Genomic DNA, 24,760 nt, shown 5'->3' with positions numbered 1-24,760 from the left:
TCTTTCCTCTAAATTCTGCACCTTGACCCGCGTTGCCCGAAATGGCGGACGCGGGCCGAGTCGGTTATAGGACGAACGGCTTGTCCTCGGCACTACAACTACACCATCCGTCCAGCCACGTCGGCCAAACCGATGGAATTGCCCTCCCAGGTGTTCATCAGCGACGAAGCCGATGGACCATGCCATAGCGGACAGTCACGTCACAGTGACGATCAGTCACAGAGCGATCAGGAGCCACCAGACCCCCCATAGCGCGCAATACCGAGCTAATCCGCCCTTACTTGGACGGAAGGAGCCCTCACCGGACTCCTTGTCCTATTTTGGCATGAGGATGGGCGATGGGCGCAAGAGCCCGCTTAGTGCTGTCCGTCACGCTTGAGGCAAAGGCCCGGATCAGGACCTACGTCCCGGCCGCCGGAGCCGCCCGAATGCTCTCAGTTCGCGAACTGGCGCTCGCGCACCACCCGCCACCGCTCCGTGAGCCGTCCGTACGCCTCCCCGGCCGCCGCGCCGTCCCCCGCCCGCAACGCCGCGATCCCCTCGGCCACATCCGCGGCGGAGCGGTCCTCGGCCAGATGTTCCTCCGGAAGTACGTACACCAAGCCGCCGTAGTCCAGCTCGACCAGTGAACGCGGGTGGAATTCCTCCAGCCAGCGCCCCACGTCGACCAGGCCGTCGACGAGCGGCCCTCCGGCCTCCGCGTCCAGGTGCTCCCGCAGCGCCTTGAGCGTCCGCGCCACCCGCCGCCTCGCCTGGGCCATCGGCGTCCGGTAGCGCAGTACGGGCGCGGACTCACCCTCGGCCTTCGCGTACTCCCGTTCCTCATCCGCGAAGAGCGCGAACCAGCGCAGCGGCACGTGCCAGGCCGAGCTCCTGATCCACGGCCGCGCGTCCGGGTTGCGCTCCAGCCACCGCTCGTAGTCCGCGGCCGCCTGCCGGCGCACCAGCGGCGGCAGCGCCGCGTCCAGCAGCGGCTCCGGGAAGAGGTCGGGCAGCTCCTCCAGCGCCAGCCAGCCGCGCAGCCGCGTCCGCCAGGGACATACGCACACCACTCCGTCCACTTCGGTCACGAACGCGTCGCCGCTCTCGTGCACCGGCACCGGGACGGGCGGGGTGGGCAGCAAGTCCGCCAGCGATCGCCTCAGTTCGTCCTGCGCGGTGGGGAGCCGCTCGCGCTTGGCGTACCGCGCCCAGTGACCCCGTTCGGGTTCGGGGAAGGCCGCCAGCGGTTCGTACACCCGCACATAGGAGACGTACGGGACGATCACCGATGACTCCTGGGCCACGCCTGCTCCTCACTCGGACCGGAAAGAACCTCAAAGAACCGGCACGAAACCGGAAAGAAATCGTCCCACGCGTACTCCGCCAGGGGGTGATCCCCGGCACTGCCGCGCGCAGGCGGCCCGCCAGGTCTTACTCTCTTGCCCATCAGCCCTCCCCACCCGCAGGAGGGCGAAGCCGCCTCGTACTTGGGAGTCACCACCGTGACCGACGCAACCGACGGCGTCCTGCACACCCTGTTCCGATCGGAACAGGGCGGCCACGAGCAAGTCGTGCTGTGCCAGGACCGTGCCTCCGGCCTCAAGGCCGTCATCGCCATCCACTCCACCGCCCTGGGCCCGGCCCTCGGCGGTACGCGCTTCTACCCGTACGCGACCGAGGAAGAGGCCGTCGCCGACGCGCTGAACCTGGCGCGCGGCATGTCGTACAAGAACGCCATGGCCGGACTCGACCACGGCGGCGGCAAGGCCGTGATCATCGGCGACCCCGAGACGCTCAAGAGCGAGGAACTGCTCCTCGCGTACGGCCGGTTCGTGAACTCCCTCGGCGGCCGTTACGTGACCGCCTGCGACGTCGGCACGTACGTCGCCGACATGGACGTCGTCGCCCGTGAGACCCGCTGGGCCACCGGCCGCTCCCCGGAGAACGGCGGCGCGGGCGACTCCTCCGTGCTGACCGCCTTCGGTGTCTTCCAGGGCATGCGGGCCTCGGCCCAGCACCTCTGGGGCGACCCGACCCTGCGCGGCCGCAAGGTCGGCATCGCGGGCGTCGGCAAGGTCGGCCACCACCTCGTCGAGCACCTCCTGTCGGACGGCGCCGAGGTCGTGATCACGGACGTCCGGGAGGAGTCGGTACGCCGCATCACCGACCGCCACCCGAACGTCACGGTCGTCGCGGACACCGAGGCGCTGATCCGCGTCGAGGGCCTCGACATCTACGCCCCGTGCGCGCTCGGCGGCGCCCTGAACGACGAGAGCGTTCCGGTGCTCACGGCGAAGGTGGTGTGCGGCGCGGCCAACAACCAGCTCGCGCACCCGGGCGTCGAGAAGGACCTCGCGGACCGCGGGATCCTCTACGCGCCCGACTACGTGGTGAACGCCGGCGGCGTGATCCAGGTGGCGGACGAGCTGCGCGGCTTCGACTTCGACCGGTGCAAGGTGCAGGCCGCGAAGATCTTCGACACCACGCTGGCAATATTCGCACGTGCGAAGACGGACGGCATTCCGCCGGCCGCTGCGGCCGACCGGATCGCGGAGCAGAGGATGGCGGAGGCGCGCCGGAGCTGACACGGAGGTTCGCGGGCCGGTCTCCGGGAAGGGGCCGGCCCGCCGTCGGTGGGACATGAGGAGACATGACTCACCCCCGTCGGCGGGTCGGCCCTCCGGAAGAGGTTAAAATCGCAGTTGACCAGCGAGGACGGGGCTCCTCGAGGGTTCTGTGCCGAGGCGTTGCATGCGGGCGGCGTACCGTATGGCCCCGGAAGCAGGTACCGTTGATGCCCTACGGACCGGTCTCTCCGAGGGGAGTCCGTTCCGAACCATGAACGCGTGTCAAGACTCTGGGGCCGTCGAGCCCCGTCACCGAGGGGGTCGAGCCATGGGGCGCGGCCGGGCAAAGGCCAAGCAGACTAAGGTCGCCCGCCAGCTGAAGTACAGCAGCGGCGGGACTGACCTGTCGCGTCTGGCCAACGAGCTGGGCGCTTCGACGACTTCGCAACAGCCGCCTAATGGCGAGCCGTTCGAGGACGACGACGAGGAAGACGACCCGTACGCACAGTACGCGGCTCAGTACAACGATGACGAGGACGAGGACTCGACCGAAGAGTCCGGCCCTTCGGCACATCGTCGCGGCGCTTGACGTCCGTACACCTCGAACAGGCATTACACACGTAACCCGGTCCTGGGGCCTCGGCCCCGGACCGGGTTCTGTGCTACCACCGGCGACTACTTGGCGTAGTCGCCCGTAAGCGTCGCGCCCGTGGCGCGGTCTCCGCGCTCGGTGATCTCTCCGGCGACCCAGGCCGCCACGCCCCGGTCCGCGAGGGTCTCCAGGGCCACGTCCACCGACTCACCGGGGACCACGGCCATCATGCCGACGCCCATGTTGAGAGTCTTCTCCAGTTCGAGCCGCTCGACCTGACCGGCCTTGCCGACGAGATCGAACACCGCGCCGGGGGTCCAGGTGGCGCGGTCGACCGTCGCGTGCAGGCCGTCCGGGATCACGCGGGCCAGGTTGTTGGCAAGACCGCCGCCCGTGATGTGGCTGAAAGCGTGCACCTCGGTGGTGCGGGTGAGGGCCAGGCAGTCCAGCGAGTAGATCTTGGTGGGCTCCAGAAGCTCCTCGCCGAGCGTGCGGCCGAACTCCTCGACCTCGCGGTCCAGCGACCAGCCGGCGCGGTCGAAGACCACGTGGCGCACCAGCGAGTACCCGTTCGAGTGAAGACCGGAGGACGCCATGGCGATCACCGCGTCCCCCTTACGGATACGGTCCGCGCCCAGCAGCCGGTCGTACTCCACAACGCCCGTACCGGCGCCGGCGACGTCGAAGTCGTCCTCGCCCAGCAGGCCCGGGTGCTCGGCCGTCTCGCCGCCGACCAGGGCGCAGCCGGCGAGGACACAGCCTTCGGCGATGCCCTTCACGATGGCCGCGACACGCTCGGGGTGAACCTTGCCGACACAGATGTAGTCGGTCATGAAGAGCGGCTCGGCGCCGCAGACGACCAGGTCGTCGACGACCATGCCGACGAGGTCGTGGCCGATCGTGTCGTACACGCCCATCTTGCGGGCGAGGTCGACCTTCGTACCGACACCGTCGGTGGCGGAGGCGAGCAGCGGCCGCTCGTAGCGCTTGAGCGCGGAGGCGTCGAAGAGACCGGCGAAGCCGCCCAGGCCACCGAGGACCTCGGGGCGCTGCGTCTTCTTCACCCACTCCTTCATCAGCTCTACGGCGCGGTCGCCTGCCTCGATGTCGACGCCCGCGGCCGCGTAGCTGGCACCTTCGCCCGCGTGCGCAGCACGCCCAACAGATTCAGCAGACATGAGTTGTAGATCTTTCGTGTCGTGAAAGGGGGGCGTTACGGGCGACGGAGCGCCTCGGCCGCGGCGCTCGCCGGGCCGGCCGCGAGCTCGGTCTCCAGAAGCTGCTTACCGAGCAGCTCGGGGTCCGGGAGCTCCATCGGATACTCGCCGTCGAAGCAGGCGCGGCACAGGTTCGCCTTGGGAATGGTGGTCGACTCGATCATCCCGTCGATGGAGATGTACGAGAGCGAGTCGGCGCCCAGGGACTTGCCGATCTCGTCGATCGTCATGCCGTTGGCGATGAGCTCCGCGCGGGTCGCGAAGTCGATCCCGAAGAAGCAGGGCCACTTCACCGGCGGGGAGGAGATCCGGATGTGGATCTCGGCGGCGCCGGCCTCGCGGAGCATCTTGACCAGGGCGCGCTGGGTGTTGCCGCGGACGATCGAGTCGTCGACGACCACCAGGCGCTTGCCGCGGATGACTTCCTTGAGCGGGTTGAGCTTCAGGCGGATACCGAGCTGGCGGATCGTCTGCGACGGCTGGATGAAGGTCCGGCCGACGTACGCGTTCTTGACGAGGCCCGAGCCGTACGGAATTCCGCTGGCCTCCGCGTAGCCGATGGCCGCGGGGGTGCCGGACTCGGGCGTAGCTATCACCAGGTCGGCCTCGACCGGGGCTTCCTTGGCCAGTTTCCGGCCCATCTCGACACGCGAGAGATAGACGTTGCGGCCGGCGATGTCCGTGTCCGGGCGCGCCAGGTAGACGTACTCGAAGACGCAGCCCTTGGGCTTCGCTTCCGCGAATCGGGAGGTGCGCAGACCGTTCTCGTCGATGGCGAGCATCTCGCCCGGCTCGACCTCACGGACGTACGCGGCGCCGCAGATGTCGAGGGCGGCGGACTCGGAGGCCACCACCCAGCCGCGCTCCAGCCGGCCGAGGACCAGCGGGCGGATGCCCTGCGGGTCGCGGGCGGCGTAGAGCGTCCCCTCGTCCATGAAGACGAGGGAGAAGGCGCCCATGACCTCGGGGAGGATCTTGGCGGCGGCTTCCTCGATCGTGAGGGGCTTGCCGTCGTCGTCCGTCTGGCCGGCCAGCAGGGCTGTGACCAGGTCGGTGTCGTTGGTCGCGGCGACCTGGGTCGCGCGGCCGTTCTCCTTGGGCAGGGCGGCGACCATCTCGGCGAGCTGCGCCGTGTTGACCAGGTTGCCGTTGTGACCCAGGGCGATCGAGCCGTGCGCGGTGGCACGGAACGTCGGCTGCGCGTTCTCCCACACCGAGGCTCCGGTGGTGGAGTAGCGGGCATGACCGACCGCGATGTGGCCCTGGAGGGAGCCGAGGGAAGTTTCGTCGAAGACCTGCGAGACCAGTCCCATGTCCTTGAAGACCAGGATCTGGGACCCGTTGCTCACTGCGATGCCCGCGGACTCCTGTCCACGGTGCTGCAAGGCATACAGTCCGAAATAGGTGAGCTTGGCGACCTCTTCGCCGGGAGCCCAGACACCGAAGACGCCGCAAGCGTCCTGGGGGCCTTTCTCACCGGGGAGCAGGTCGTGGTTGAGTCGTCCATCACCACGAGGCACACCACCGAGTGTAGGCGAGATCGACCACTGGTCCGAATTGGGGATACGGGCGGCCGCCCCTCCCCGGCACCCTGCGCTTGACAGGTACGTGGTGGCTCCGTCAGGCTCCCGCCTCATGCAGCCCCTCGGTGACTTCTCCGTCACGCTTGTGGAGCGCCGCCACGTCGACCTGGTCCGTGTCGCGAGCGCCATCTGTCGCTGCGCGTAGGCGCGCGCACCGCCGCGCCCCGTAGTTCACCTCTCCTTTCCCCGGTGCCTCCGCGCACCGCTCCCCGCCACGGCCCGGCCCTGGCCGCGCGCTGATCCGCGCCGCCACGGGGCCCGGCCGGTGTGCCCTTCATCACTGGAGACCCTGTGACCTCGCACGACCAGAAGCTGTCCCGGCGCGCCTTCGGGGGCGTCGTCGGCGCGGGCGCCGCGGCCGTCGGCCTCTCGGCCGGGCCGGCGCTCGCCGCCCCTGGCACGGGCTCTGCCGCCGCCGGTGCCACCGCCGAGCGGCCGTTCCGGGCCGCCGCCGAGCGGCGCTCCCGGCGGCCCAACATCCTGTTCATCCTGGGCGACGACCTGGGCTGGGCCGACCTGTCCTCGTACGGATCACCTCACATCCGTACACCGCACCTCGACCGGCTCGCCCGCCAGGGGGTCCGGTTCACCGACGGGTACTCCGGCTCCGCGACCTGCTCCCCGACCCGCTTCAGCCTCTACACCGGGCGCTTCCCCGGCCGTACGAAGGGCGGGCTCGCCGAACCGATCGCGGACCGGTCGGTGGGTCTGGAGCCGACGCACCCCACGCTCGCCTCGCTGCTGAAGGGCGCCGGGTACGCGACCGCGCTGATCGGCAAGTGGCACTGCGGGTATCTGCCGGACTACAGCCCGACGCGGTCGGGCTGGGACGAGTTCTTCGGCAACTTCGGGGGCGCGCTGGAGTACTACTCGAAGCTGGGTCCCGGCGGGGAGTACGACCTCTACGAGGGCGACGCCCAGTACAAGGACCTGCGCTACTACACGCGGATCCTGACCGAGCGGGTGAGCGAGTACGTACAGCGCGAGCACGACAAGCCGTGGCTGCTGAACCTGAACTTCACCACCCCGCACTGGCCCTGGATCGCCGACGGCGACGAGGAGCGGAGCGCGGAGATCGTCCGCCGGATCAAGGCGGGCGACCGCGGGGCGCTGTGGCACCAGGACGGCGGCTCGGTCGAGAAGTACAAGGAGATGGTCGAGGACCTGGACCGGTCGGTCGGTGAGGTGCTGGGGGCGCTGAAACGGTCGGGGCAGGAGAAGGACACCCTGGTCTTCTTCGCGAGCGACAACGGCGGCGAACGCTTCTCGTACAACTGGCCCCTGTCCGGCAACAAGTCCTCCCTGAAGGAGGGCGGCATACGGGTGCCGACCCTCGTGCGCTGGCCTGCCAGGATCGACGGCGGCCAGGTCAGCGACGTGCCGGTGTTCACGCCTGACTGGACGGCGACGCTGCTGGAGCTGGGCGGCGCGCGCCCCGATCCGGCGTACCCGCTGGACGGCGCGAGTCTCGCCGGGTACCTGCTGCGCGGTGAACGGGCGCCGCGGCGGGACCTGTTCTGGCGCGTACGGGGTGAACGGGCGCTGCGGCGGGGCGAGTGGAAGTACTACCGGGGCCCCGGCGGCAAGGACCAGCTGTTCCGGCTCACCGAGGACGCGCGCGAACAGGCGGACAAGGCGTCGGCCGAGCCCGGCCGGCTGGCCGCGCTGCGGGCCGCCTGGGAACGGACGGACGCGGGGCTGCTGCCGTACTCGGCCGTGTCCTGAGGGGTGTTGGGGGAGATGTCGTGGTTTAGCGGACGTCGCGCGTGATCACGATCTCCTCCCCCACTGTTTTCGCTTCGCGGCGGAAGGAACCCCCACATGCAGTCGACCTCCCGAGTCCGTCTGTCGGCCCTCGCCTGCGGCGTCGTGCTGGCGTCGGCGGCGCTCCCCGCCGCGACGCACGCCGCCCAGGCGCCCGCCGGCCGGCGCACCGTGCAGGTCGTGATGGTGGACTTCAGCGACAGCGGGTTCGCCGACGCCGCCAAGCTCAAGTCGACTCTGGAGGACACGTACTACGGGAAGGACGGTTCCCTGATCTCGTACTACGACGAGATCACCCGCGGCAGAACGACCTTCGCCCCCGCCGGCGCCGACCAGGTGATCGGACCGCTCACGCTCCCCATGGCCGCCGCGTGCGACAGCGGCCGGATCGCGGACGAGGCGCAGAAGGCGCTGGCGGGGAAGGGCGTCGGGGAGAGCGCGTACGACCATGTCTCGATCGTCTTCCCGAACGAGAAGGCCAAGTGCGCGTACGCCGGCCTCGGCACGGTCGGCGGCGGGAAGACGTGGATGCCGTCCCAGCACTTCTCGATCGACGCGCTGGTCCACGAGTTCGGCCACAACCTCGGCTACCACCACCAGAAGCGGCTGCGCTGTGCGGACGGTGACCTGGGCGCCGGCTGCAAGGAGGACGGCGACAGCCACAAGTCGGTCATGGGCGGCGGACATGCGGCGGCCGGTCTGTCGGCGGCGGAGCTGATCCACAACAAGTGGCTCACGGGCGACGAACTCACCGACGTGAGCGCGTCCGGTACGTACACGCTCCGCCCGCTGCACGGCGGCGGCACCGGCGTGCGCGCGCTGCGGGTCCCGCTCGGCGACAAGGACAAGCTCGTCGTGGAGCTGCGGGCGCGGGCGGGCTCGCTCGACGGCGCGATCCAGGGCGTCCACGCCTACCGGGTCTCCGGGGGCGACTACACGAGGTCGGAACTGATCGATCCGACGCCGGGCGAGGGCAAGGCGGCGGACGCCGACGCGTTCAAGGCCGGTACGGAACTGAGTGACACCGCGCGCAAGGTGTCGGTGAAGGTCGTGACGGCGGGCGACGCGGAGGCGACGGTCGCCGTCAGCCTGCCGGGGGCGGCGGGCGGCCCGGCCCCAGCGGGGTGACGGGGTACCGGCGGGGGCGGGGGACGCTTCCTCCGCCCCCGCCCCGCGCCCGCTCCCGTGACCACTGGGCCGCACGACCACCCGTGACCACTTGGCCGCACCGCCACCCGTGACTGTGCGACCGCTCCGCCCCCTTGACCGCTCGCCCGGCCGGCTCCGGGGGCGCGGCTGCCATGGGCTACCTGGCGATCGCCATCGCGTCCAGCCCCTTGCCGTCCGCCCCGGTGAGGGACAGGGCGCGCTCACGGATCTCGTACTCCGCCTTGCCGTCGAGGATCTTTAGCAGCGCGTCCTCGGTGTCCATCACCGCCGGCGGGCACAGCTTCCGGGTCGTAGCGATCTTGGAGAACGTGATGGTGGAGCCCGAGACCTTCGCCTTGCCCGAGACGTTGTTGCAGCCGAGGTTTCCGCCCACGGAACCGTCCTCGCCGAAGAACAGCTTCGCCTTCGCCGCCGCGTCCTCGGGCAGCGAGGTCGCGGTGTCGCCGTCGCGCAGCGACTCCACGCGCCACTCGGTGCCGAGCAGCCGCGCCGCGGGTTCGGGCTTGGTCTCGGACAGGGCGACGATGTCGCCGTCGGCCGTGGTCAGCGTCATCCTGTCGTCCGTGATCTTGGCCTTGAGCTCACCCTTGAACGTGCGCTGAAGCTGCTGCTCGAAGTGCGCGACGGTCTTCGGACAGCCCATCTCGGTGGTCTGGGCCGGGCCCACGGTGACCGTGTCGCCCTTGACCTTCACATCGGCGCCGAAGTGGTTGCAGCCGGTGTTGCCCTTGGCCCGGCCCTTCTCGTCGATCCGGACCGTGGCCTTCTCGGGCGCCGGCGTCTTCTTCCCGTCGACGGTGACGCTGTCCACGGTCCAGTCGATGCCGGAGACCTGGAGGTCCGGCTTTACGGTGCCGTCACCTCCGGCGCCGGGGCCGGACTCCGTGCCGCACGCGGCCAGGGTCAGCAGGGCCAGGACGGTGACGGCGCCGGTGAGGGGGCCGGAGATGCGGGTGTGCGACGTATCCATGGCGATGGGACGGATCGAGTGGGGTTTCTGGTTCCACATCTCTGTTCCCGTGCCCCTTCGCCTGTTCCCGCGCACCTCGCCCTCCGCATTCCCGTCAGCCTTCCCCCCCGCACCGCATTCCCGTCAGCCCTCCCCCGGAGCGTCCTTCCTCCCGATGACGACGGTGGCGTACAGCTCCTCGGAGGTGACGACCTGCGGGAGCAGACCGTCCCGGGCGACCGTCTCGACGGCCCGCGGTGCCTGGCGTTCACTCGTCTCGAACAGCAGGTGACCGCCCGGCGCCAGCCACTGCGCCGCCTCCGCCGTCACCCGCCGCAGTACGTCGAGCCCGTCCGCCCCGCCGTCGAGCGCGACCCGCGCCTCGTGGATGCGCGCCTCCGGGGGCAGCAGCTCTATCTCGCCGGTCGGTACGTACGGCACATTGGCGAGCAGTACGTCGATACGTCCGCGCAGCGCGGCGGGCAGCGGCGCGTAGAGGTCGCCCTCGTAGACCTGCCCGCCAACGGCGGTGACGTTGCGCCGGGCGCACCGCACGGCGGCGGGGTCCACATCGGCGGCGTACAACTCGACCCGCTCCAGGGCCCCGGCCAGCGCCGCGCCGAGCGCTCCGGAGCCGCAGCACAGGTCGACGACCACCGCACGGGGCGGCGCGAGGGCCACGGCCCGCTCGACCAGGAACTCGGTGCGGCGGCGCGGAACGAAGACCCCGGGGTCCACCGCGACGCGGCGGCCCAGGAACTCGGCCCAGCCGAGGACGTGTTCGAGGGGCAGGCCGACGACGCGGCGGTCCACCATCGCGGAAAGGTGCGCGGCGTCGCGGGCGGTGGAAAGGAGCAGTTCCGCCTCGTCCTCGGCGAATACACAGCCGGCGGCCCGAAGCCTGGTGACGATGACGGAAGGGGACAGCGAGGAGCAGAGGGACATGGGAAACCCTTTCGGGACGCCGATGGGCGCTCCCTCGGTCCCCTATGCCCGGTGGACCGCGCGGTCGCGAGATGAGAGCACCCGACCTGATACAGCGGTAATGGGTCTCACCTCCTTGGTGCGTACGTCCTGCGTTGGCGTCGGCCACACTACATGATCAACTTCTGCCGTCAGCCGAGAACGGGCAACAACCCGGCCAGGTGCGCCCGTTCGCCACTGGCGCTGACCTTCGCGTCGTCGACCGCCGTGTCCCAGTCCGTACGCCCCGTGGCGAGGCGGATCCAGGTGAGCGGATCGGTCTCGACGACGTTGGGCGGGGTGCCGCGCGTGTGGCGGGGACCCTCCACGCACTGCACGACGGCGTACGGCGGGACGCGCACCTCGACCGAACCGCCGGGCGCCTTCGCCGCGAGGGCGTCGGCGAGCAGGCGCGTGCAGGCGGCGAGGGCCTGACGGTCGTACGGGACGGCGAGGCCGGCGGCGTGGTTCAGGTCGTCGGTGTGGACGATCAGTTCGACGGTACGGGTGACGAGGTAGTCGTCGAGCCGCATGGCACCGACGCGGGTCGCCAGCAGCCGCTCGCCGGGCGCGGCGGGCAGCAGTTCGGCGAGCCGGTCGCGGGTCCGCCCGTACAGCTCACCGAGGTCGGGAGAGGACGCGGCGAGCGCCTTCGTGGCGTCGGAGATCGGCCCGGCGTGTGCGGCGGTCGCGAACGGCCACTGCTGGAGGGTGACTTCCTGCGCGGGCGGCGCGGCCTGTTCGAGACAGCGGCTGACGGCGCCCACCGCGAGGGCGATGTGTGCGGCCAGCTCCCGGACCGTCCAGTCCCCGAGGTGCGTGGGAAGCGCGAGCTGCGCGGGCGTCAGATCGCGTACGGCGTCCTGTACGTTGCCGAACTGCGCCAGGACCGCGGCGCGGGTCCTCGCCGGGTCGTAACGGCGCGGGCGCGGGCGCTTCGGGGCGGCGGATGGCATAGCCCGAGATTAGCGCGGGGGCACCGTCCCCGGGCTCGGCCCCGGCCAACTGACTGACCGGGGCCGAGATGATCGTTCGGGGAGCCGCTCAGGCGAAGAGGACCGGCAGCGTCGCCTCGTGCGCGGTGCGCAGCTCGCTCAGCGGGATGCCGAACTCGCCCTGCACCTCGATCTCGTCGCCGTCCACGACACCGATCCGGGTCGCGGGAAGACCGCGAGCCCCGCACATGTCGGTGAAGCGGAGCTCCTCGCTGCGCGGCACGGACACGACCGCCCGGCCCGCCGACTCGGAGAAGAGGAACACGAACGCGTCCAGCCCGTCCGGCACGACCAGCCGCGCGCCCTTCCCGCCCCGCAGGCAGGACTCGGTGACCGCCTGGATCAGGCCGCCGTCGCTCAGGTCGTGCGCGGCGTCGATCATGCCGTCGCGCGAGGCCGAGATCAGGATCTCGCCGAGCAGCTTCTCCCGGTCCAGGTCGACCTTCGGCGGCATGCCGCCGAGGTGGTCGTGGATCACCTGGGACCAGGCCGAGCCGCCCAGTTCCTCGTGCGTGTCGCCGAGCAGGTAGAGGAGCTGGCCCTCTTCCGCGAAGGCGACGGGCGTACGCCGGGTCACGTCGTCGATCACGCCGAGCACCGCGACGACGGGCGTCGGGTGGATGGCGGTCTCGCCGGTCTGGTTGTAGAGCGAGACGTTGCCGCCGGTCACCGGCGTACCGAGCTGGAGGCAGCCGTCCGCGAGACCGCGCGTGGCCTCCGCGAACTGCCACATGACGTCCGGGTCCTCGGGGGAGCCGAAGTTCAGGCAGTCGGAGATCGCGAGCGGCTTGGCGCCGGACGCGGCGACGTTGCGGTACGACTCGGCCAGCGCGAGCTGCGCGCCCGTGTACGGGTCGAGCTTCGCGTACCGGCCGTTGCCGTCGGTCGCCATGGCGACGCCCAGGTTCGTCTTCTCGTCGATCCGCACCATGCCGGCGTCCTCGGGCATGGCGAGCACCGTGTTGCCCTGCACGAACCGGTCGTACTGGTCGGTGATCCACGACTTCGACGCCTGGTTCGGCGACGAGACGAGCTTCAGGACCTGCTCGCGCAGCTCCGCCGCGTTCGCCGGGCGCGCCAGCTTGTTCGCGTCGTCGGCCTGGAGCGCGTCCTGCCACGCGGGCCGGGCGTACGGCCGGTTGTAGACCGGGCCCTCGTGGGCCACGGTGCGCGGCGGTACGTCGACGATCTGCTCGCCGTGCCAGAAGATCTCCAGCTGCGAACCGTCGGTCACCTCACCGATGACGGTGGCGATGACGTCCCACTTCTCGCAGATCTCCATGAACCGGTCGACCTTGTCCGGCTCGACGATCGCGCACATGCGCTCCTGCGACTCGCTCATGAGGATTTCCTCGGGCGAGAGGGAGGAGTCGCGCAGCGGAACGGTGTCCAGCTCCACCCGCATGCCGCCGGAACCGGCCGAGGCCAGCTCGGAGGTCGCGCAGGACAGGCCCGCGCCGCCGAGGTCCTGGATGCCCGCGACGAGCTGCTCGCGGAAGATCTCCAGGGTGCACTCGATGAGGAGCTTCTCCTGGAACGGGTCACCGACCTGAACGGCCGGACGCTTCGCGGGACCCGTCGACTCGAAGGTCTCCGAGGCCAGCACCGACACGCCGCCGATGCCGTCGCCGCCCGTGCGGGCGCCGTACAGGACGACCTTGTTGCCGGGACCGCTCGCCTTCGCGAGGTGGATGTCCTCGTGCTTCATGACGCCGATGCAGCCGGCGTTGACCAGCGGGTTGCCCTGGTAGCACTCGTCGAAGACGACCTCGCCGCCGATGTTCGGCAGGCCCAGGCAGTTGCCGTAGCCGCCGATGCCCGCGACGACGCCGGGCAGCACGCGCCGGGTGTCGGGGTGGTCGGCCGCGCCGAAGCGCAGCGGGTCGACGACCGCGACCGGGCGGGCGCCCATGGCGAGGATGTCGCGGACGATGCCGCCGACACCCGTGGCCGCGCCCTGGTAGGGCTCGATGTACGAGGGGTGGTTGTGCGACTCGACCTTGAAGGTCACGGCGTAGCCCTGGCCGACGTCGACGACGCCCGCGTTCTCGCCGATGCCGACGAGCATGGCGTCGTTCTCGGGGACCTTCTCGCCGAACTGCTTCAGGTGGACCTTGCTGCTCTTGTACGAGCAGTGCTCGGACCACATGACGCTGTACATGGCGAGCTCGGCGCCGGTCGGGCGGCGGCCGAGGATCTCCCGGATGCGCGCGTACTCGTCCTCCTTGAGGCCGAGTTCCTTCCAGGGCTGCTCCGCCTCTGGGGTCTGTGAGGCGTGCTTGACGGTGTCCAGAGTCATGCGTTGACCAGCTTCTTCAGGATCGAGGTGAAGAATCCGAGGCCGTCGGTACGTCCCGTGCCGACCAGCGGCTCCACGGCGTGCTCCGGGTGCGGCATCAGCCCGACGACGTTGCCGGCGGCGTTGGTGATGCCGGCGATGTCGCGGAGCGAGCCGTTCGGGTTGACGTCGAGGTAGCGGAAGGCGACGCGGCCCTCCGCCTCCAGCTCGTCGAGCACGCGCTCCTCGGCGACGTAACGGCCGTCCATGTTCTTGAGCGGGATGTGGATCTCCTGCCCGGCGGTGTAGTCCGCCGTCCAGGCCGTCCCGCTCGTCTCCACGCGCAGCTTCTGCTCGCGGCAGATGAAGTGCAGGTGGTTGTTCTGGAGCATCCCGCCGGGCAGCAGGTGCGCCTCGGTGAGGATCTGGAATCCGTTGCAGATGCCGAGGACCGGAAGACCGGCCTTCGCCTGCTCGATGATCGTCTCCATCACCGGCGAGAAGCGGGCGATGGCTCCGGCCCGCAGGTAGTCGCCGTAGGAGAAGCCTCCCGCGAGCACGACCGCGTCGACCTGCTTGAGGTCCTTGTCGCGGTGCCACAGCGAGACCGGCTCGGCGCCCGCGGTCCGGACGGCGCGGAGGCTGTCCTTGTCGTCGAGCGTTCCCGGAAAGGTGACGACTCCGATACGAGCGGTCACTTCGGCTCCTCCACCTTCACGGTGAAGTCCTCGATGACGGTGTTGGCGAGGAACGTTTCGGCCATCTCGTTGATGCGAGCGAGGGCGGCGTCATCGACCGGCCCCTCGACCTCGAGCTCGAAACGCTTTCCCTGACGGACGTCCGCGATTCCCTCGAAGCCGAGACGGGGCAGTGCACGCTGCACCGCCTGTCCCTGCGGGTCGAGGATCTCGGGCTTGAGCATGACGTCGACTACGACGCGTGCCACTGGCACTCCCGGTGGTGGTGTGGTGCGAAGGCGGTTCCATCAGCGTACCCGCCCAGAAATTCTACGCGCATAGATATAGGCTGACGTGGATCACGTTCCGGTATCGGAGGCGACAACCGGGGAAAAATTCACGGAAAAACAGCCGTCTCCGATTGCGGAAGGACACGCGGACGGAATTAACTGGGCTTCACCATGCAATGCCTCTCGCTGTACAAAGGAATAGCGAGAAAAACAACATTGCCCAGAATCAGCCGGAAGGCCGGCATCACCGCATGTCAGACGCGCTGTCCGACGCGGTAGTGCCGCAGGAAAGGACCGATATCCGTGGCTCAGCGCGTAGTGGTCACGCTCTCCGACGACATCGACGGCGGGGAAGCAGCGGAAACGGTCAGCTTCGGCCTGGACGGGAAGTCGTACGAGATCGACCTGAATCCCGCCAATGCAAAGAAACTGCGCACCGCGCTGGAACCGTTCGTCGAGGCTGCCCGAAAGCACTCGAAGTCGGGCAAGGTCTACCGCCACACCGCCGTGGCACCCGACCCGGCGGCGGTGCGCGCCTGGGCGCGCTCGCACCAGATGGACGTGCCGGCCCGCGGCCGCATCCCGAAGAAGGTCTACGAAGCCTTCGCGGAGGCGTCCTGAACGGCCGGGCGGAGGTGGGCCGGTGCCCGGACCGGAAGGGTTCGGGCACGCTCGGCAGGCCCCGGGAGCAGCCGACTTGCGTTCCACCCCGGGTGATCGGCTAGAGTCTGGAGCACGCCGAGGGGCAAGGCCGAAGGGCCGGTCCCCGAGCAGCGTGCGGGTGTAGTTCAGTAGTAGAACACCCCCCTTCCAGGGGGGAGGCGCAGTGTGCAATTCCTGTCACCCGCTCTACATCGCTTACCTACCACTTCGGTGTGTCGGGTACAGTGGTGGCACCAAATGCGGACGTGGCTCAGTTGGTAGAGCATCACCTTGCCAAGGTGAGGGTCGCGAGTTCGAATCTCGTCGTCCGCTCCATGAGTACGAAGGCCCCGGTCATCACGACCGGGGCCTTCGTCGTACGTCCTGGGTCCGGTGTTCCCGTCCCACCGCCGATCTGACATTTGTCATGTGCAGTGATGACAACGCGCACTGCCGGTGGCCGTGGTCCGGCGGAAGCCTTGTGGCATGACCAGTAACGAGTACGTGATCGACGCCGAGGGGCTCCGGCGTACCTACAGTGGCGGCTTCGAGGCCGTCCGTTCGCTCTCCTTCTCCGTGGCGCGCGGCGAACTCTTCGCGCTGCTCGGCACCAACGGCGCCGGCAAGACCTCGACCATGGAACTCCTGGAGGGCCTCGCCCGGCCCAGCGGCGGCAGCGTCCGGGTGCTCGGACACGACCCGTACGCCGAACGCGCCAAGGTGCGGCCCCGGGTCGGCGTCATGCTCCAGGAAGGCGGTTTCCCGTCCGAGCTGACCGTGCGCGAGACCGTCCGGATGTGGGCGGGCTGCACCAGCGGGGCGCGGCCGGTGGGCGAGGCGCTGGATCTGGTGGGGCTGGGGAAGCGGCAGAGCGTACGGGTGAAACAGCTGTCCGGCGGCGAACGGCGGCGGCTGGACCTGGCCACGGCGCTGCTCGGACGGCCCGAGGTCCTCTTCCTCGACGAGCCGACCACGGGGCTCGACGCCGAGGGGCGGCGCGAGACGTGGCAGCTGGTGCGGGAGCTGCGCGACGGAGGGACGACCGTGCTGCTGACCACGCACTACCTGGAGGAAGCGGAGGAGCTGGCCGACCGGCTGGCGATCCTGCACGAGGGGCGGATCGCCGCCGAGGGGCGGGTGGCCGAGGTGGTGGCGGAGTACCCGTCGCAGATCTCCTTCGAGCTGCCGGACGGTTACCACCTGGGAGACCTGCCGCCGCTGGGGCCGCTGGGCGTCACGGGGCACGAACTGGCGGGGCGCACGGCCAGGTTGTTCACCGAACACCTTCAGCGGACCGCCACGGGGCTGCTGATGTGGGCGGAGGCGGCGGGGCTGGAGCTGCGCGGGCTCGATGTGCGGTCGGCTTCGCTGGAGGAGGCGTTCCTCAGCATTGCCCGGGATGCCGGGAAGGACGGGCAGGACGGGCAGGACGACCGGAACGACAAGGTGGAAGAGGGGGTGGCGGCACGATGAGTACCGCTGTCACAGGACGTATGGCGGCTCTGACGCGGGCCGAACTGACCCTGCTCGTACGCCACAAGGCGGTACTCCTCACGGCGCTGGTGGTTCCGGTGGCCATGACGTACTCGATGCGGCCGGTCGTCGAGGACCTGGACCTCGCAGAGGCGGGGCTCTCGCTGGGGGAGGCGATGATGCCGATGGCCGTGGCGTTCGTCCTGCTCTTCGGGGTGTACTCGGCGCTGGTCACGGTCTACGTGGTGCGCCGCGAGGAGCTCGTACTGAAGCGGCTGCGCACGGGGGAGCTGAGCGACGCCGAGATCCTGGCCGGCACGGCCGCCGCCACGCTGGTGGCCGGGCTGGCGCAGTGCGTGGTGCTGATGGTCGCGGGCGCGGCGGTGCTGGGGATGGACATGCCGGCCGATCCGGTGTGGGTGGTGGCCGGTGTGCTGCTGGGGCTGGTGGTCACGAGCGGGATGGCGGCCCTGACCACGGTGTTCACCCGGTCCGCCGAGGGAGCCCAGATCACGATCATGCCGCTGATGCTGATCTCGCTGGTGGGCTCCGGCGTCGTCGTGCCGCTTGAGCTGCTGCCGGACAGAGTGGCCTCGGTGCTGGAGCTGCTGCCGCTGTCGCCGGTGGTGGAGCTCGTGCGGGGCGGCTGGAGTGGGCAGTTGGGCGTGTACGAGGCGCTGGGGTCGGTCGGCACGGCGGTGGCGTGGACCGTACTGTCAGTGGTCGCGGTGCGGCGGTGGTTCCGGTGGGAACCGCGGCGGTAACGGACGGGGGCGGGGCGGTGGCGCCGGGAATCGGGGGACGGGGATGAAGGGGTTCTGGGGCAAGCGCACTCAGGCGGGGAAGCTCGACCTGTACATGCGGGTGCTGCTGTATGTGCTGCCGTGGCTCATGTCCCTCGGCATGCTCACGCCACTCACACAGGAGCTCGGCCACGACTCCGATTCCGTCGCCCTCGCCCGCGGGCTGATCGCCCTCACCGTGGCTCAGTGCGCCGTCGCTATGCACACCATCCACCACGGGCTCGCGCACTACATCGAGGGGGCGCCGACCCCGTGGCGTTCGGCCCTGGCCTCGCTGGCGCTGGGCGGCGCTTCGGCGGGGTTCGTCCTGGCCCTCCGGGCGACCGACGGAGTTCGGGACGACGGCTCGGCTCTGGTGGGGATACTCCCGTACACCCTGCTCACGACGGCCATGTCGACGTACATGCTGTCGACCCTGCGGCGCCTGGTGCTCGGGACGTCGGTGGTCGCGGTGCTGATCGCCGGGGCGCTCGCCGCCACCGGCGCGCCCGCGTCGGCGGCGGTGGCCGGGGCGGTGGTCGTGGTCGTCATAGGGCTGATCGCGCTGATCACCACGCGGTCGTCGGCCTGGTTCATGGCGGTCATCCGCGAGCTGGACAAGGCCCGTGACGTGTCGGCGCGGCTCGCGGTGGCCGAGGAGCGGCTGCGTTTCGGACGGGACATGCACGACGTTATGGGCCGCAATCTCGCCGTCATCGCGCTCAAGAGCGAGCTGGCGGTGCAGCTGGCGCGGCGCGGCCGGCCGGAGGCCGCCGACCAGATGGCCGAGGTGCAGCGGATCGCCCAGGAGTCGCAGCGCGAGGTGCGTGAGCTCGTACGGGGCTACCGTGCGGCGGATCTGCCCGCCGAACTGGAAGGGGCACGGGGCGTGCTGAGTGCGGCGGGCATCGCGTGCCGGATGGAGCGGGAGGCCGGGGTGCAGCTTCCGGCCGGCGTGCAGTCGGCGCTCGGGTGGGTCGTACGGGAGGCGACGACCAATGTGCTGCGGCACGGGGACGCCCGCAACTGCACGGTGCGGCTGACGGCGGACGGGGAGCGGGCGGTGCTGGTCGTGGAGAACGACGGTGCGGGTGAGGTGAGCGCCTCGGCGACTCCCGGGTCGGGGATCGCGGGGCTCCGGGAGCGGCTGAGCGCGGTCGGCGGGACGCTGCGGGCGGGGCCGGCCGCGGGCGGGCGGTTCCGGCTCACGGCCGAGGTGCCGCTGGTACGGGAGGTGCTGCGGTGAGCGGTACCGGGGCGGGTAACACTGGTGCGGGAGGTGCCGGAGTGGGTGGCGGTGCGGTGGGTGGTGCCGGTGTGGGGGGTGCCGGAGTGGGTGGCGGTGCGGTGGACGGTGCTGGGTCGGGTGGTCGTGCCGTGGGTGGGGATGAGGGGCGCGGGTCCGGCGGAAGGCCGGTTCGGGTGCTGCTCGCCGACGACGAGCATCTGATCCGGGGAGCCCTCGCCGCGCTCCTCGGGCTGGAGGACGACCTCGTCGTCGTCGCCCAGGCGGCCACCGGCCCCGAGGCGATAGCGATGGCGCGGGCGCACCGGCCGGACGTCGCCGTCCTTGATCTCCAGATGCCGGGCGCCGACGGTGTGAGTGTGGCCACAACCCTGCGGGCCGAGCTGCCCGGCTGCCGCTGCATGATCGTGACCAGCCACGGGCGGCCCGGCCACCTGAAACGGGCGCTCGCGGCGGGGGTGCGGGCCTTCGTGCCGAAGACCGTCAGCGCGCAGCGGCTGGCCGAGCTGATCCGGAGCGTACGGGACGGAAACCGTTACGTGGACCCGGAGTTGGCGGCCGACGCGATCTCCGCCGGGGACTCGCCGCTGACCGCGCGCGAGGCGGAAGTGCTGGAGCTGGCGGCGGACGGGGCGCCCGTCGCGGAGATCGCCGAGCGGGCCGCGCTGTCGCCCGGGACGGTCCGGAACTACCTGTCCTCGGCCGCCTCGAAACTGGGTGCGGAAAATCGTCATGCCGCGGTGCGCCTCGCACGCGAGCGAGGTTGGGTATAGTTGGCAACGCACACGGCAACACAGTGCATGCGGACGTAGCTCAGTTGGTAGAGCGCAACCTTGCCAAGGTTGAGGTCGCCAGTTCGAACCTGGTCGTCCGCTCAGAGTCAGAAGGCCCCGGTCACCACGACCGGGGCCTTCTGCGTTGCTACGACCACGTGGTGCCGGTGAGGAGTTCGTACGCCTCCAGGTACTTCGCCCGGGTGGCGTCGACGATCTCCTGCGGAAGCGCGGGCGGCGGCAGTTCCGCCTTGCGGTCCCAGCCGGAGGCCGGCGAGGTCAGCCAGTCGCGGACGTACTGCTTGTCGTACGAGGGCTGTGCGTGGCCCGGCTCCCAGGTGGCGGCGGGCCAGAAACGCGAGGAATCCGGGGTCAGCACCTCGTCGGCGATGATCAGCTCGTCGCCGTCGAAGCCGAACTCGAACTTCGTGTCGGCGAGGACGATGCCCCGGTCGCGGGCGATGTCGCGGGCCCGGCTGTAGATGGCGAGGGTCATCTGGCGCAGCTGGGCGGCGGTCTCGGCGCCGACCTGGCGGGCCACTTCCTCGTAGCTGACGTTCTCGTCGTGGTCGCCGACCGCCGCCTTCGTGGCGGGCGTGAAGATCGGGGCCGGCAGCTCGGAGCCGTCGGTCAGGCCCTCGGGGAGGGCGAGGCCGCAGACGGTCCTTGATTCCTTGTACTCCACGAGGCCCGAACCGGTGAGGTAGCCGCGGGCCACGCACTCGACCGGCACCATCCGCAGGGACTTGCAGATGAGCGTACGGCCGGCCCAGTCGGCCGGGGCGCCGTCGGGAAGGTCGGTGGAGATCACGTGGTTCGGGGCGAGGTCCGCGAGCTGGTCGAACCACCAGAGCGAGAGCTGGGTGAGCACCCGGCCCTTGTCGGGGATCTCGGTGGGCAGTACCCAGTCGTACGCGGAGATGCGGTCGCTGGCGACCATCACGAGGTCGCCGGCCTCGTTCTGGTAGAGGTCACGCACCTTGCCCGTGTGGAGGTGGGTCAGGCCCGGCAGCTGGAGCGGCTCGGGCTTTTCTACGAATCCGGACACGGTTCCTCCGCGTAGGTTGATCCAGGAACGCTTCCGATTCTCCCGTATGCGGAGCGCGGGTGTCGGGGCGGGGGCGGTGCGTCGGTCAGTCGCGTTTGCAGATGCGGTCCAGGAGGTTCGCCGTCGCGCGCTGGATGCGCGGGTCCACATGGCCGGGGCGGTCCAGCGCTGGCGACCAGGCGAAGGTGCCGGAGGCGAAGACCAGGGCGCCGCTGGGGGCGCGGTAGAGCGAGGTCTCCTGGTGGCGGCGGTGGCCCTCGCTGTCCTCGTACGGGGAATGGGCGAGCAGGATCCGTTCCTGGTGCTCGGGAGCTGCGTGCGGGGGAAGTAGCGGTCGGCCTCGCCCGCCACCAGGCCCTCGATCTCGTCGTTCTCGTGGGCGCCGGTCGCGTCCCACAGCCAGTGGTCCGCGTTGCGTACGACCAGGGGCCTGGGCTCCGGGACCCTTCCGGCGTACTGGATTCCCAGGAGCTGCTGCTCGGGGCGGTCGATCTCGCGCCACAGGGCGGCCTTGCCGGGGGCTCGGCGCTTGCGACAGGTGAGGAGGCGGTCGGCGGTGCCGGACGCGGAGGGGGCGAGCTCGACCTGCCAGTACATCGTGTTCGCCGAGAGGAAGACGAGTGAGGTGCCGGATTCGCGTGCGAGTTCCGTGGTGCGGCGCATGGGGGCCGACCAGTACTCGTCGTGGCCCGGGAACACCAGGCCCCGGTAGCGGGTCGGGTCGATGCGGCCGGCGTGCAGGTCGCGGGCGTCCGCGTACGCCAGGTCGTAGCCGTAGCGCTCGGCCCAGCGGATGAAGTCGTACGCGTGGCCCACGTGCAGTGGGAGGCCCGCGCCCGCGTACGGGCGGTCGAAGGAGACCGTCATGGCCGCCTGCTCCTCGCCCAGGAGCCGGCCCATGCTGTCCCACGCGTGGTACAGGCTGGCGCCGGTGCGGCCGTCCTCCGGGTAGAGGTTGTACGCCTGCCACGTGATGTCCGGGAGGAGCAGGAGCAGGTCGGCCGGGTGGCTGTCGCGGACCGTGAAGGGGATGTGCGAGCGGTAGCCGTCGGCAGTGGTCAGCACGGCCACGTACGCCCCGATGCTCCAGAAGTCCGGGATCTGGAGGCGCCAGGACAGCCACCAGTGGTGGCAGGAGACCGTGCGGTCGGCGGTGAGCGGGGCCGGCTGGACGATGCCGGACAGGCGGGGGCTGGTGGTGATCTTCGCCGCGCCGTCGCCGCCGTAGTGGCCGATCCGGTAGATGTCCACGGAGAACTGCTGGGGCGGGTCCACCGTGATGTGGAAGTCGATCGCCTCGCCGGGGGCGGCCGCGCCGGGTGACGCGAAGCCTTTGATCTGCTGCCGTACGTCGTCGGCGGTGCGGGGGCCGCCGGTGGAAGCGGAGCGGGGCTGCGGGAGGCGGGCTCCGGTGACGGGGTCGCGGTGGTCGGCGCCTTCCGTGGGCTCGGCGTACCAGGGGATGACCTGGCCGCTGTCGCTGAAGTAGTGCTCGCTGCCGCGCAGCCAGGGCAGGGGGCCCTGCCCGAACGGGTCCGACACGGCATGGGCGAGCGCGCCCGATTCCCAGCGCCGGATAAACTCGTCCCCCATGCCGCTTCCCTCCCTCTAGCCCCCGAGACAACTGTGATGCGTCACTTGTCAGCTACTGGCCCCCAGCACATCACATAACGCACGCACTCCGTCACCGTTCGTCGCGAATTGACGTTAACGGAACCTCAGCCTCCGGTACGAGGGTGTCGTGGTAAGGGGGTGGTGAGGGAGCGCGGGCGGGGCGCGACGGGGGCGCGGGGGCGGGGGCTGGGGCCTTCGGTGCGGTGGCTTCGGGGTCGGTGCCGTGGAGTGCGGCAGGGCCGAGTGGTCCGGGGCTTCGGGGTCGGTGCCGCGTCCTCCCGGCACCGTGGAGTGCATCGCGGGGGCTTCGGGGCAGAGGCGCTGGGGTCGGTGCCGCGTCGGGGCGTCTCCTCGGGTGCCGAACCTTCGGGCAGCGCTGCGGTGTGTTCGCGGTCGTTGCGTTCGACACCCTGCGGGGAGCGCCCCGACACGGCCCCTCCCGGCACCGTGGAGTGCGGTGGGTCTGTGCCGGGGTCAGACCAGGCGGACTGTTTTTTCCGGGCGTACTCCTACTGAGGCCAGCCAGGAGCGCAGTGGTGTCGCGTCGCCGTCCTCCACGAGGGTCAGGACCGGGGAGCCGAGGTCCGCGCGCTTTTCGCCGTCCACCAGGAGCGTGGGGCCGTCGAGCCAGTCCAGGCCCGGGGTCGCGCCGGCCGTGTCCACCGCGGCGCAGCAGACCATCGCGGTGACGTGGTCGGCCAGCAGGTCGCGGCCCGTTCTGGGCGGGACCAGGGGCAGGAGCGGGAGGGGGCCGGTGTCCCCGTCGGCGTCGACGCCCAGGGGGGCGGGCGGCGGGGCCGCGGCCTCTTCCCGGGCCACCTCGGCGCCGATCGCGGCGGCCAGTGTCTCCGCCGCGGGGTTGTCGGGGGGCGTGGCGGCCGACAGGTGGTCCATTACCCGGGTGAGGGTGGGGGCCGTGGCGCGGCGTACGCCCATGGTGTCCAGGACGCGGTGCAGGCGGGCGGCGTCCGCGCGCCACTTACGGTCCACGACCTCTTCCGGGTAATGGCTCCAGTCCACCGGTGACCAGTCCGGTCCCGGCTCGGCGGGGCCGCCGTGGAACAGGCGGGCGGCGAGGAGCGACGCGGCCTCGTCCACCGTGCCCGGCTCTTCGAGCAGATCGCACGCCGGACGCTCGCCCAGACGGGAGGCGAAACCCTCGGCCAGGCGGTCGCGGCGCGAGAGTTCGGTGAGCGCCGAGACGACGCCCGCGTCCAGGCGGGAGGGCCAGCGGCCCATCCGCCAGGCGGGCAGCGCGACCCGGGTCAGGAGCCGGTCCCAGCCAGCGTACGCCAGGCCGACCTGCTCCTGGGCGACGATCCGCAGGCCGTAGTCGACGGTCTGCGCGCGGTCGGAAGCGGCGGCGGCCACGCCGCGCTCCATCTCGGCCGCGTGGACGCGGCAGCTCCGCAGGAGAAGCCGGGAGACCCGGCCGACGAAACCGAGGAGGACACGGCGCAGCAGGCTCTGCCCCGGGGCCGCCGCGACCGCGACCGCCGCGTCCAGGCCGCGTACGAAGCGGCGGGCGGCGGCTATGTCGGGGTGCGCGGAGGGGCCCGTACCGGCGACGACCGGGGCGAGCACCGCGCGCAGCTCGGCGACCCGCATCCACCACAGGAAAGGCGACCCGATGACGAGCACGGGGGCCTCCGTGGACCTGCGGCGCCGGGGGGTCTCGCCCGGTATCGACGCCGCCGGGTGCGTACGGTCCTCCAGCCAGCTGTCGCAGTCCGGGGTGAGCGCTATCGCGGACGGCACCGGGACCTCCAGGCGGTCCGCCAGGTCGCGCACGAGCCGGTAGAGGTCCGGCGCCGACTGTTCGGCGACCTCCACCGTCGGACTCGTGGCGGGTCTCGCCCGTACGATCACGGCCCCCACGGCGGCGGCCGCCAGCAGCGCCACCACCGCGACCGCACTCGTCACCCAGCGCGCGGTGTCCCAGCCCCCGCCGACCGCGTGACCCGTCGCGCCGCCCACGAGCAGGACGACGGCGACGGCCGCGGGAAGCAGGGCGACGGCCAGCGCCGTGCTGCGGATGTGCAGCACGGCGAGAGCCCTGGAACGCGCGGACCGCGCGCCCTTCTCCACACCCATACCGGTACCGGACACGGCCGGACGTCACCCCCTTCGCCCTGCGACGGCTTTGCTCACTCCC

Annotated in this window: 21 protein-coding genes, 3 tRNA genes and 1 pseudogene; 13 read left to right on the top strand and 12 right to left on the bottom strand. The window is 70.8% G+C overall.

Translation table 11 applies throughout. The features are described 5' to 3' along the window. Positions 1-434: 434 nt before the first annotated feature. On the bottom strand, positions 435-1,286 hold the full coding sequence (locus tag AS594_RS18485) for a DUF8083 family protein (protein ID WP_069932579.1): 852 nt from the start codon (positions 1,284-1,286) through the stop codon (positions 435-437). Positions 1,287-1,484: 198 nt separating this feature from the next. On the opposite strand from AS594_RS18485, the gene AS594_RS18480 reads away from it, so the two are divergent. After that, positions 1,485-2,567: a Leu/Phe/Val dehydrogenase gene (locus AS594_RS18480; protein WP_107358086.1), complete on the top strand. Its 1,083-nt coding sequence runs from the start codon at positions 1,485-1,487 to the stop codon at positions 2,565-2,567. Between the two features lie 310 nt (positions 2,568-2,877). Beyond that, positions 2,878-3,138, top strand: a complete 261-nt coding sequence (locus AS594_RS18475; protein WP_069928096.1) for a DUF3073 domain-containing protein — start codon at positions 2,878-2,880, stop codon at positions 3,136-3,138. A gap of 86 nt (positions 3,139-3,224) precedes the next feature. Here the strand turns inward: AS594_RS18475 and purM are convergent, their stop codons facing one another. Further along, positions 3,225-4,319 carry a phosphoribosylformylglycinamidine cyclo-ligase gene (gene purM / locus AS594_RS18470; protein ID WP_069928095.1) on the bottom strand — a complete coding sequence of 365 codons (1,095 nt, stop codon included), beginning with the start codon at positions 4,317-4,319 and terminating at the stop codon, positions 3,225-3,227. Positions 4,320-4,354: 35 nt separating this feature from the next. Further along, positions 4,355-5,878, bottom strand: a complete 1,524-nt coding sequence (purF, locus tag AS594_RS18465; protein WP_069928094.1) for an amidophosphoribosyltransferase — start codon at positions 5,876-5,878, stop codon at positions 4,355-4,357. Positions 5,879-5,993: 115 nt separating this feature from the next. On the opposite strand from purF, the gene AS594_RS47935 reads away from it, so the two are divergent. The 3 genes from AS594_RS47935 to AS594_RS18455 all read left to right on the top strand — a co-directional run bounded on the left by AS594_RS47935 (position 5,994) and on the right by AS594_RS18455 (position 8,833). Then, complete coding sequence (locus tag AS594_RS47935) at positions 5,994-6,086, top strand: putative leader peptide (RefSeq protein ID WP_369522843.1); 93 nt, start codon at positions 5,994-5,996, stop codon at positions 6,084-6,086. Between the two features lie 146 nt (positions 6,087-6,232). Beyond that, on the top strand, positions 6,233-7,666 hold the full coding sequence (locus tag AS594_RS18460) for a sulfatase family protein (protein ID WP_079148166.1): 1,434 nt from the start codon (positions 6,233-6,235) through the stop codon (positions 7,664-7,666). Between the two features lie 96 nt (positions 7,667-7,762). Then, a complete protein-coding gene (locus AS594_RS18455; protein ID WP_069935173.1) occupies positions 7,763-8,833 on the top strand; it encodes a metallopeptidase domain-containing protein in 1,071 nt (356 codons plus the stop codon). A gap of 178 nt (positions 8,834-9,011) precedes the next feature. On the opposite strand, the gene AS594_RS18450 is transcribed toward AS594_RS18455, so the two are convergent. From AS594_RS18450 to purS, 6 genes are all read right to left on the bottom strand, one after another. After that, complete coding sequence (locus tag AS594_RS18450; protein ID WP_338120171.1) at positions 9,012-9,884, bottom strand: META domain-containing protein; 873 nt, start codon at positions 9,882-9,884, stop codon at positions 9,012-9,014. Between the two features lie 84 nt (positions 9,885-9,968). Further along, complete coding sequence (locus AS594_RS18445) at positions 9,969-10,769, bottom strand: putative protein N(5)-glutamine methyltransferase (RefSeq protein WP_069932582.1); 801 nt, start codon at positions 10,767-10,769, stop codon at positions 9,969-9,971. A gap of 170 nt (positions 10,770-10,939) precedes the next feature. Next, positions 10,940-11,743 carry a maleylpyruvate isomerase family mycothiol-dependent enzyme gene (locus AS594_RS18440; RefSeq protein ID WP_069932583.1) on the bottom strand — a complete coding sequence of 268 codons (804 nt, stop codon included), beginning with the start codon at positions 11,741-11,743 and terminating at the stop codon, positions 10,940-10,942. 88 nt (positions 11,744-11,831) lie between these two features. Further along, on the bottom strand, positions 11,832-14,081 hold the full coding sequence (gene purL / locus AS594_RS18435) for a phosphoribosylformylglycinamidine synthase subunit PurL (RefSeq protein ID WP_069932584.1): 2,250 nt from the start codon (positions 14,079-14,081) through the stop codon (positions 11,832-11,834). After that, positions 14,078-14,758, bottom strand: a complete 681-nt coding sequence (purQ, locus tag AS594_RS18430) for a phosphoribosylformylglycinamidine synthase subunit PurQ (RefSeq protein WP_069928088.1) — start codon at positions 14,756-14,758, stop codon at positions 14,078-14,080. The genes purL and purQ overlap by 4 nt, the downstream gene beginning before the upstream one ends. Then, positions 14,755-15,006 (bottom strand): phosphoribosylformylglycinamidine synthase subunit PurS, encoded by a 252-nt coding sequence (gene purS / locus AS594_RS18425; protein ID WP_069928087.1) that lies wholly within the window; start codon positions 15,004-15,006, stop codon positions 14,755-14,757. The genes purQ and purS overlap by 4 nt, the downstream gene beginning before the upstream one ends. Before the next feature lie 324 nt (positions 15,007-15,330). Between purS and AS594_RS18420 the strand changes: the two genes are divergently transcribed. From AS594_RS18420 to AS594_RS18385, 8 genes are all read left to right on the top strand, one after another. Then, positions 15,331-15,648, top strand: a complete 318-nt coding sequence (locus AS594_RS18420) for a histone-like nucleoid-structuring protein Lsr2 (RefSeq protein ID WP_079144525.1) — start codon at positions 15,331-15,333, stop codon at positions 15,646-15,648. Positions 15,649-15,804: 156 nt separating this feature from the next. Further along, a tRNA-Gly gene (locus AS594_RS18415) sits at positions 15,805-15,876 on the top strand. A gap of 53 nt (positions 15,877-15,929) precedes the next feature. Further along, positions 15,930-16,005: transfer RNA gene (locus AS594_RS18410), tRNA-Gly, on the top strand. Between the two features lie 150 nt (positions 16,006-16,155). Beyond that, positions 16,156-17,142, top strand: a complete 987-nt coding sequence (locus AS594_RS18405) for an ABC transporter ATP-binding protein (RefSeq protein WP_069932585.1) — start codon at positions 16,156-16,158, stop codon at positions 17,140-17,142. Continuing rightward, the gene (locus AS594_RS18400; protein ID WP_069932586.1) at positions 17,139-17,906 is read left to right on the top strand and encodes an ABC transporter permease; all 768 of its coding nucleotides are present in this window, start codon (positions 17,139-17,141) and stop codon (positions 17,904-17,906) included. The genes AS594_RS18405 and AS594_RS18400 overlap by 4 nt, the downstream gene beginning before the upstream one ends. 43 nt (positions 17,907-17,949) lie before the next feature. Further along, complete coding sequence (locus AS594_RS18395; RefSeq protein WP_069932587.1) at positions 17,950-19,170, top strand: sensor histidine kinase; 1,221 nt, start codon at positions 17,950-17,952, stop codon at positions 19,168-19,170. Positions 19,171-19,301: 131 nt separating this feature from the next. Beyond that, positions 19,302-19,943, top strand: coding sequence for a response regulator transcription factor (locus AS594_RS18390; protein ID WP_069928082.1), 642 nt, complete (start codon positions 19,302-19,304; stop codon positions 19,941-19,943). Between the two features lie 29 nt (positions 19,944-19,972). Continuing rightward, a tRNA-Gly gene (locus AS594_RS18385) sits at positions 19,973-20,045 on the top strand. A gap of 46 nt (positions 20,046-20,091) precedes the next feature. Here AS594_RS18385 and AS594_RS18380 read toward each other — a convergent pair. The 3 genes and pseudogenes from AS594_RS18380 to AS594_RS18370 form a co-directional block, all read right to left on the bottom strand. After that, entirely contained in the window at positions 20,092-21,141 is a 1,050-nt protein-coding gene (locus AS594_RS18380) for a phosphoribosylaminoimidazolesuccinocarboxamide synthase (RefSeq protein ID WP_079148714.1), read from the bottom strand. Further along, positions 21,077-22,584 (bottom strand): annotated as a pseudogene (locus AS594_RS18375) (N,N-dimethylformamidase beta subunit family domain-containing protein). The gene AS594_RS18380 and the pseudogene AS594_RS18375 overlap by 65 nt, the downstream one beginning before the upstream one ends. 495 nt (positions 22,585-23,079) lie before the next feature. Continuing rightward, positions 23,080-24,714: a M48 family metalloprotease gene (locus AS594_RS18370; RefSeq protein WP_069932588.1), complete on the bottom strand. Its 1,635-nt coding sequence runs from the start codon at positions 24,712-24,714 to the stop codon at positions 23,080-23,082. Positions 24,715-24,760: the final 46 nt, after the last annotated feature.

Source organism: Streptomyces agglomeratus (assembly GCF_001746415.1).
Classification (GTDB): Bacteria; Actinomycetota; Actinomycetes; order Streptomycetales; family Streptomycetaceae; genus Streptomyces; species Streptomyces agglomeratus.
This window is presented reverse-complemented; position numbering and strand designations above follow the sequence as displayed.

Coding starts and splice junctions, on each gene's coding strand:
- AS594_RS18405 (WP_069932585.1), top strand. CDS start 16,156: ATGACCAGTAACGAGTACGTGATCGACGCCGAGGGGCTCCGGCGTACC.
- purM (WP_069928095.1), bottom strand. CDS start 4,319: ATGTCTGCTGAATCTGTTGGGCGTGCTGCGCACGCGGGCGAAGGTGCC.
- AS594_RS18450 (WP_338120171.1), bottom strand. CDS start 9,884: ATGTGGAACCAGAAACCCCACTCGATCCGTCCCATCGCCATGGATACG.
- purL (WP_069932584.1), bottom strand. CDS start 14,081: ATGACTCTGGACACCGTCAAGCACGCCTCACAGACCCCAGAGGCGGAG.
- AS594_RS18440 (WP_069932583.1), bottom strand. CDS start 11,743: ATGCCATCCGCCGCCCCGAAGCGCCCGCGCCCGCGCCGTTACGACCCG.
- AS594_RS18445 (WP_069932582.1), bottom strand. CDS start 10,769: ATGTCCCTCTGCTCCTCGCTGTCCCCTTCCGTCATCGTCACCAGGCTT.
- AS594_RS18455 (WP_069935173.1), top strand. CDS start 7,763: ATGCAGTCGACCTCCCGAGTCCGTCTGTCGGCCCTCGCCTGCGGCGTC.
- AS594_RS18380 (WP_079148714.1), bottom strand. CDS start 21,141: ATGTGGACCCGCGCATCCAGCGCGCGACGGCGAACCTCCTGGACCGCA.
- AS594_RS18475 (WP_069928096.1), top strand. CDS start 2,878: ATGGGGCGCGGCCGGGCAAAGGCCAAGCAGACTAAGGTCGCCCGCCAG.
- AS594_RS18395 (WP_069932587.1), top strand. CDS start 17,950: ATGAAGGGGTTCTGGGGCAAGCGCACTCAGGCGGGGAAGCTCGACCTG.
- AS594_RS18400 (WP_069932586.1), top strand. CDS start 17,139: ATGAGTACCGCTGTCACAGGACGTATGGCGGCTCTGACGCGGGCCGAA.
- AS594_RS47935 (WP_369522843.1), top strand. CDS start 5,994: ATGCAGCCCCTCGGTGACTTCTCCGTCACGCTTGTGGAGCGCCGCCAC.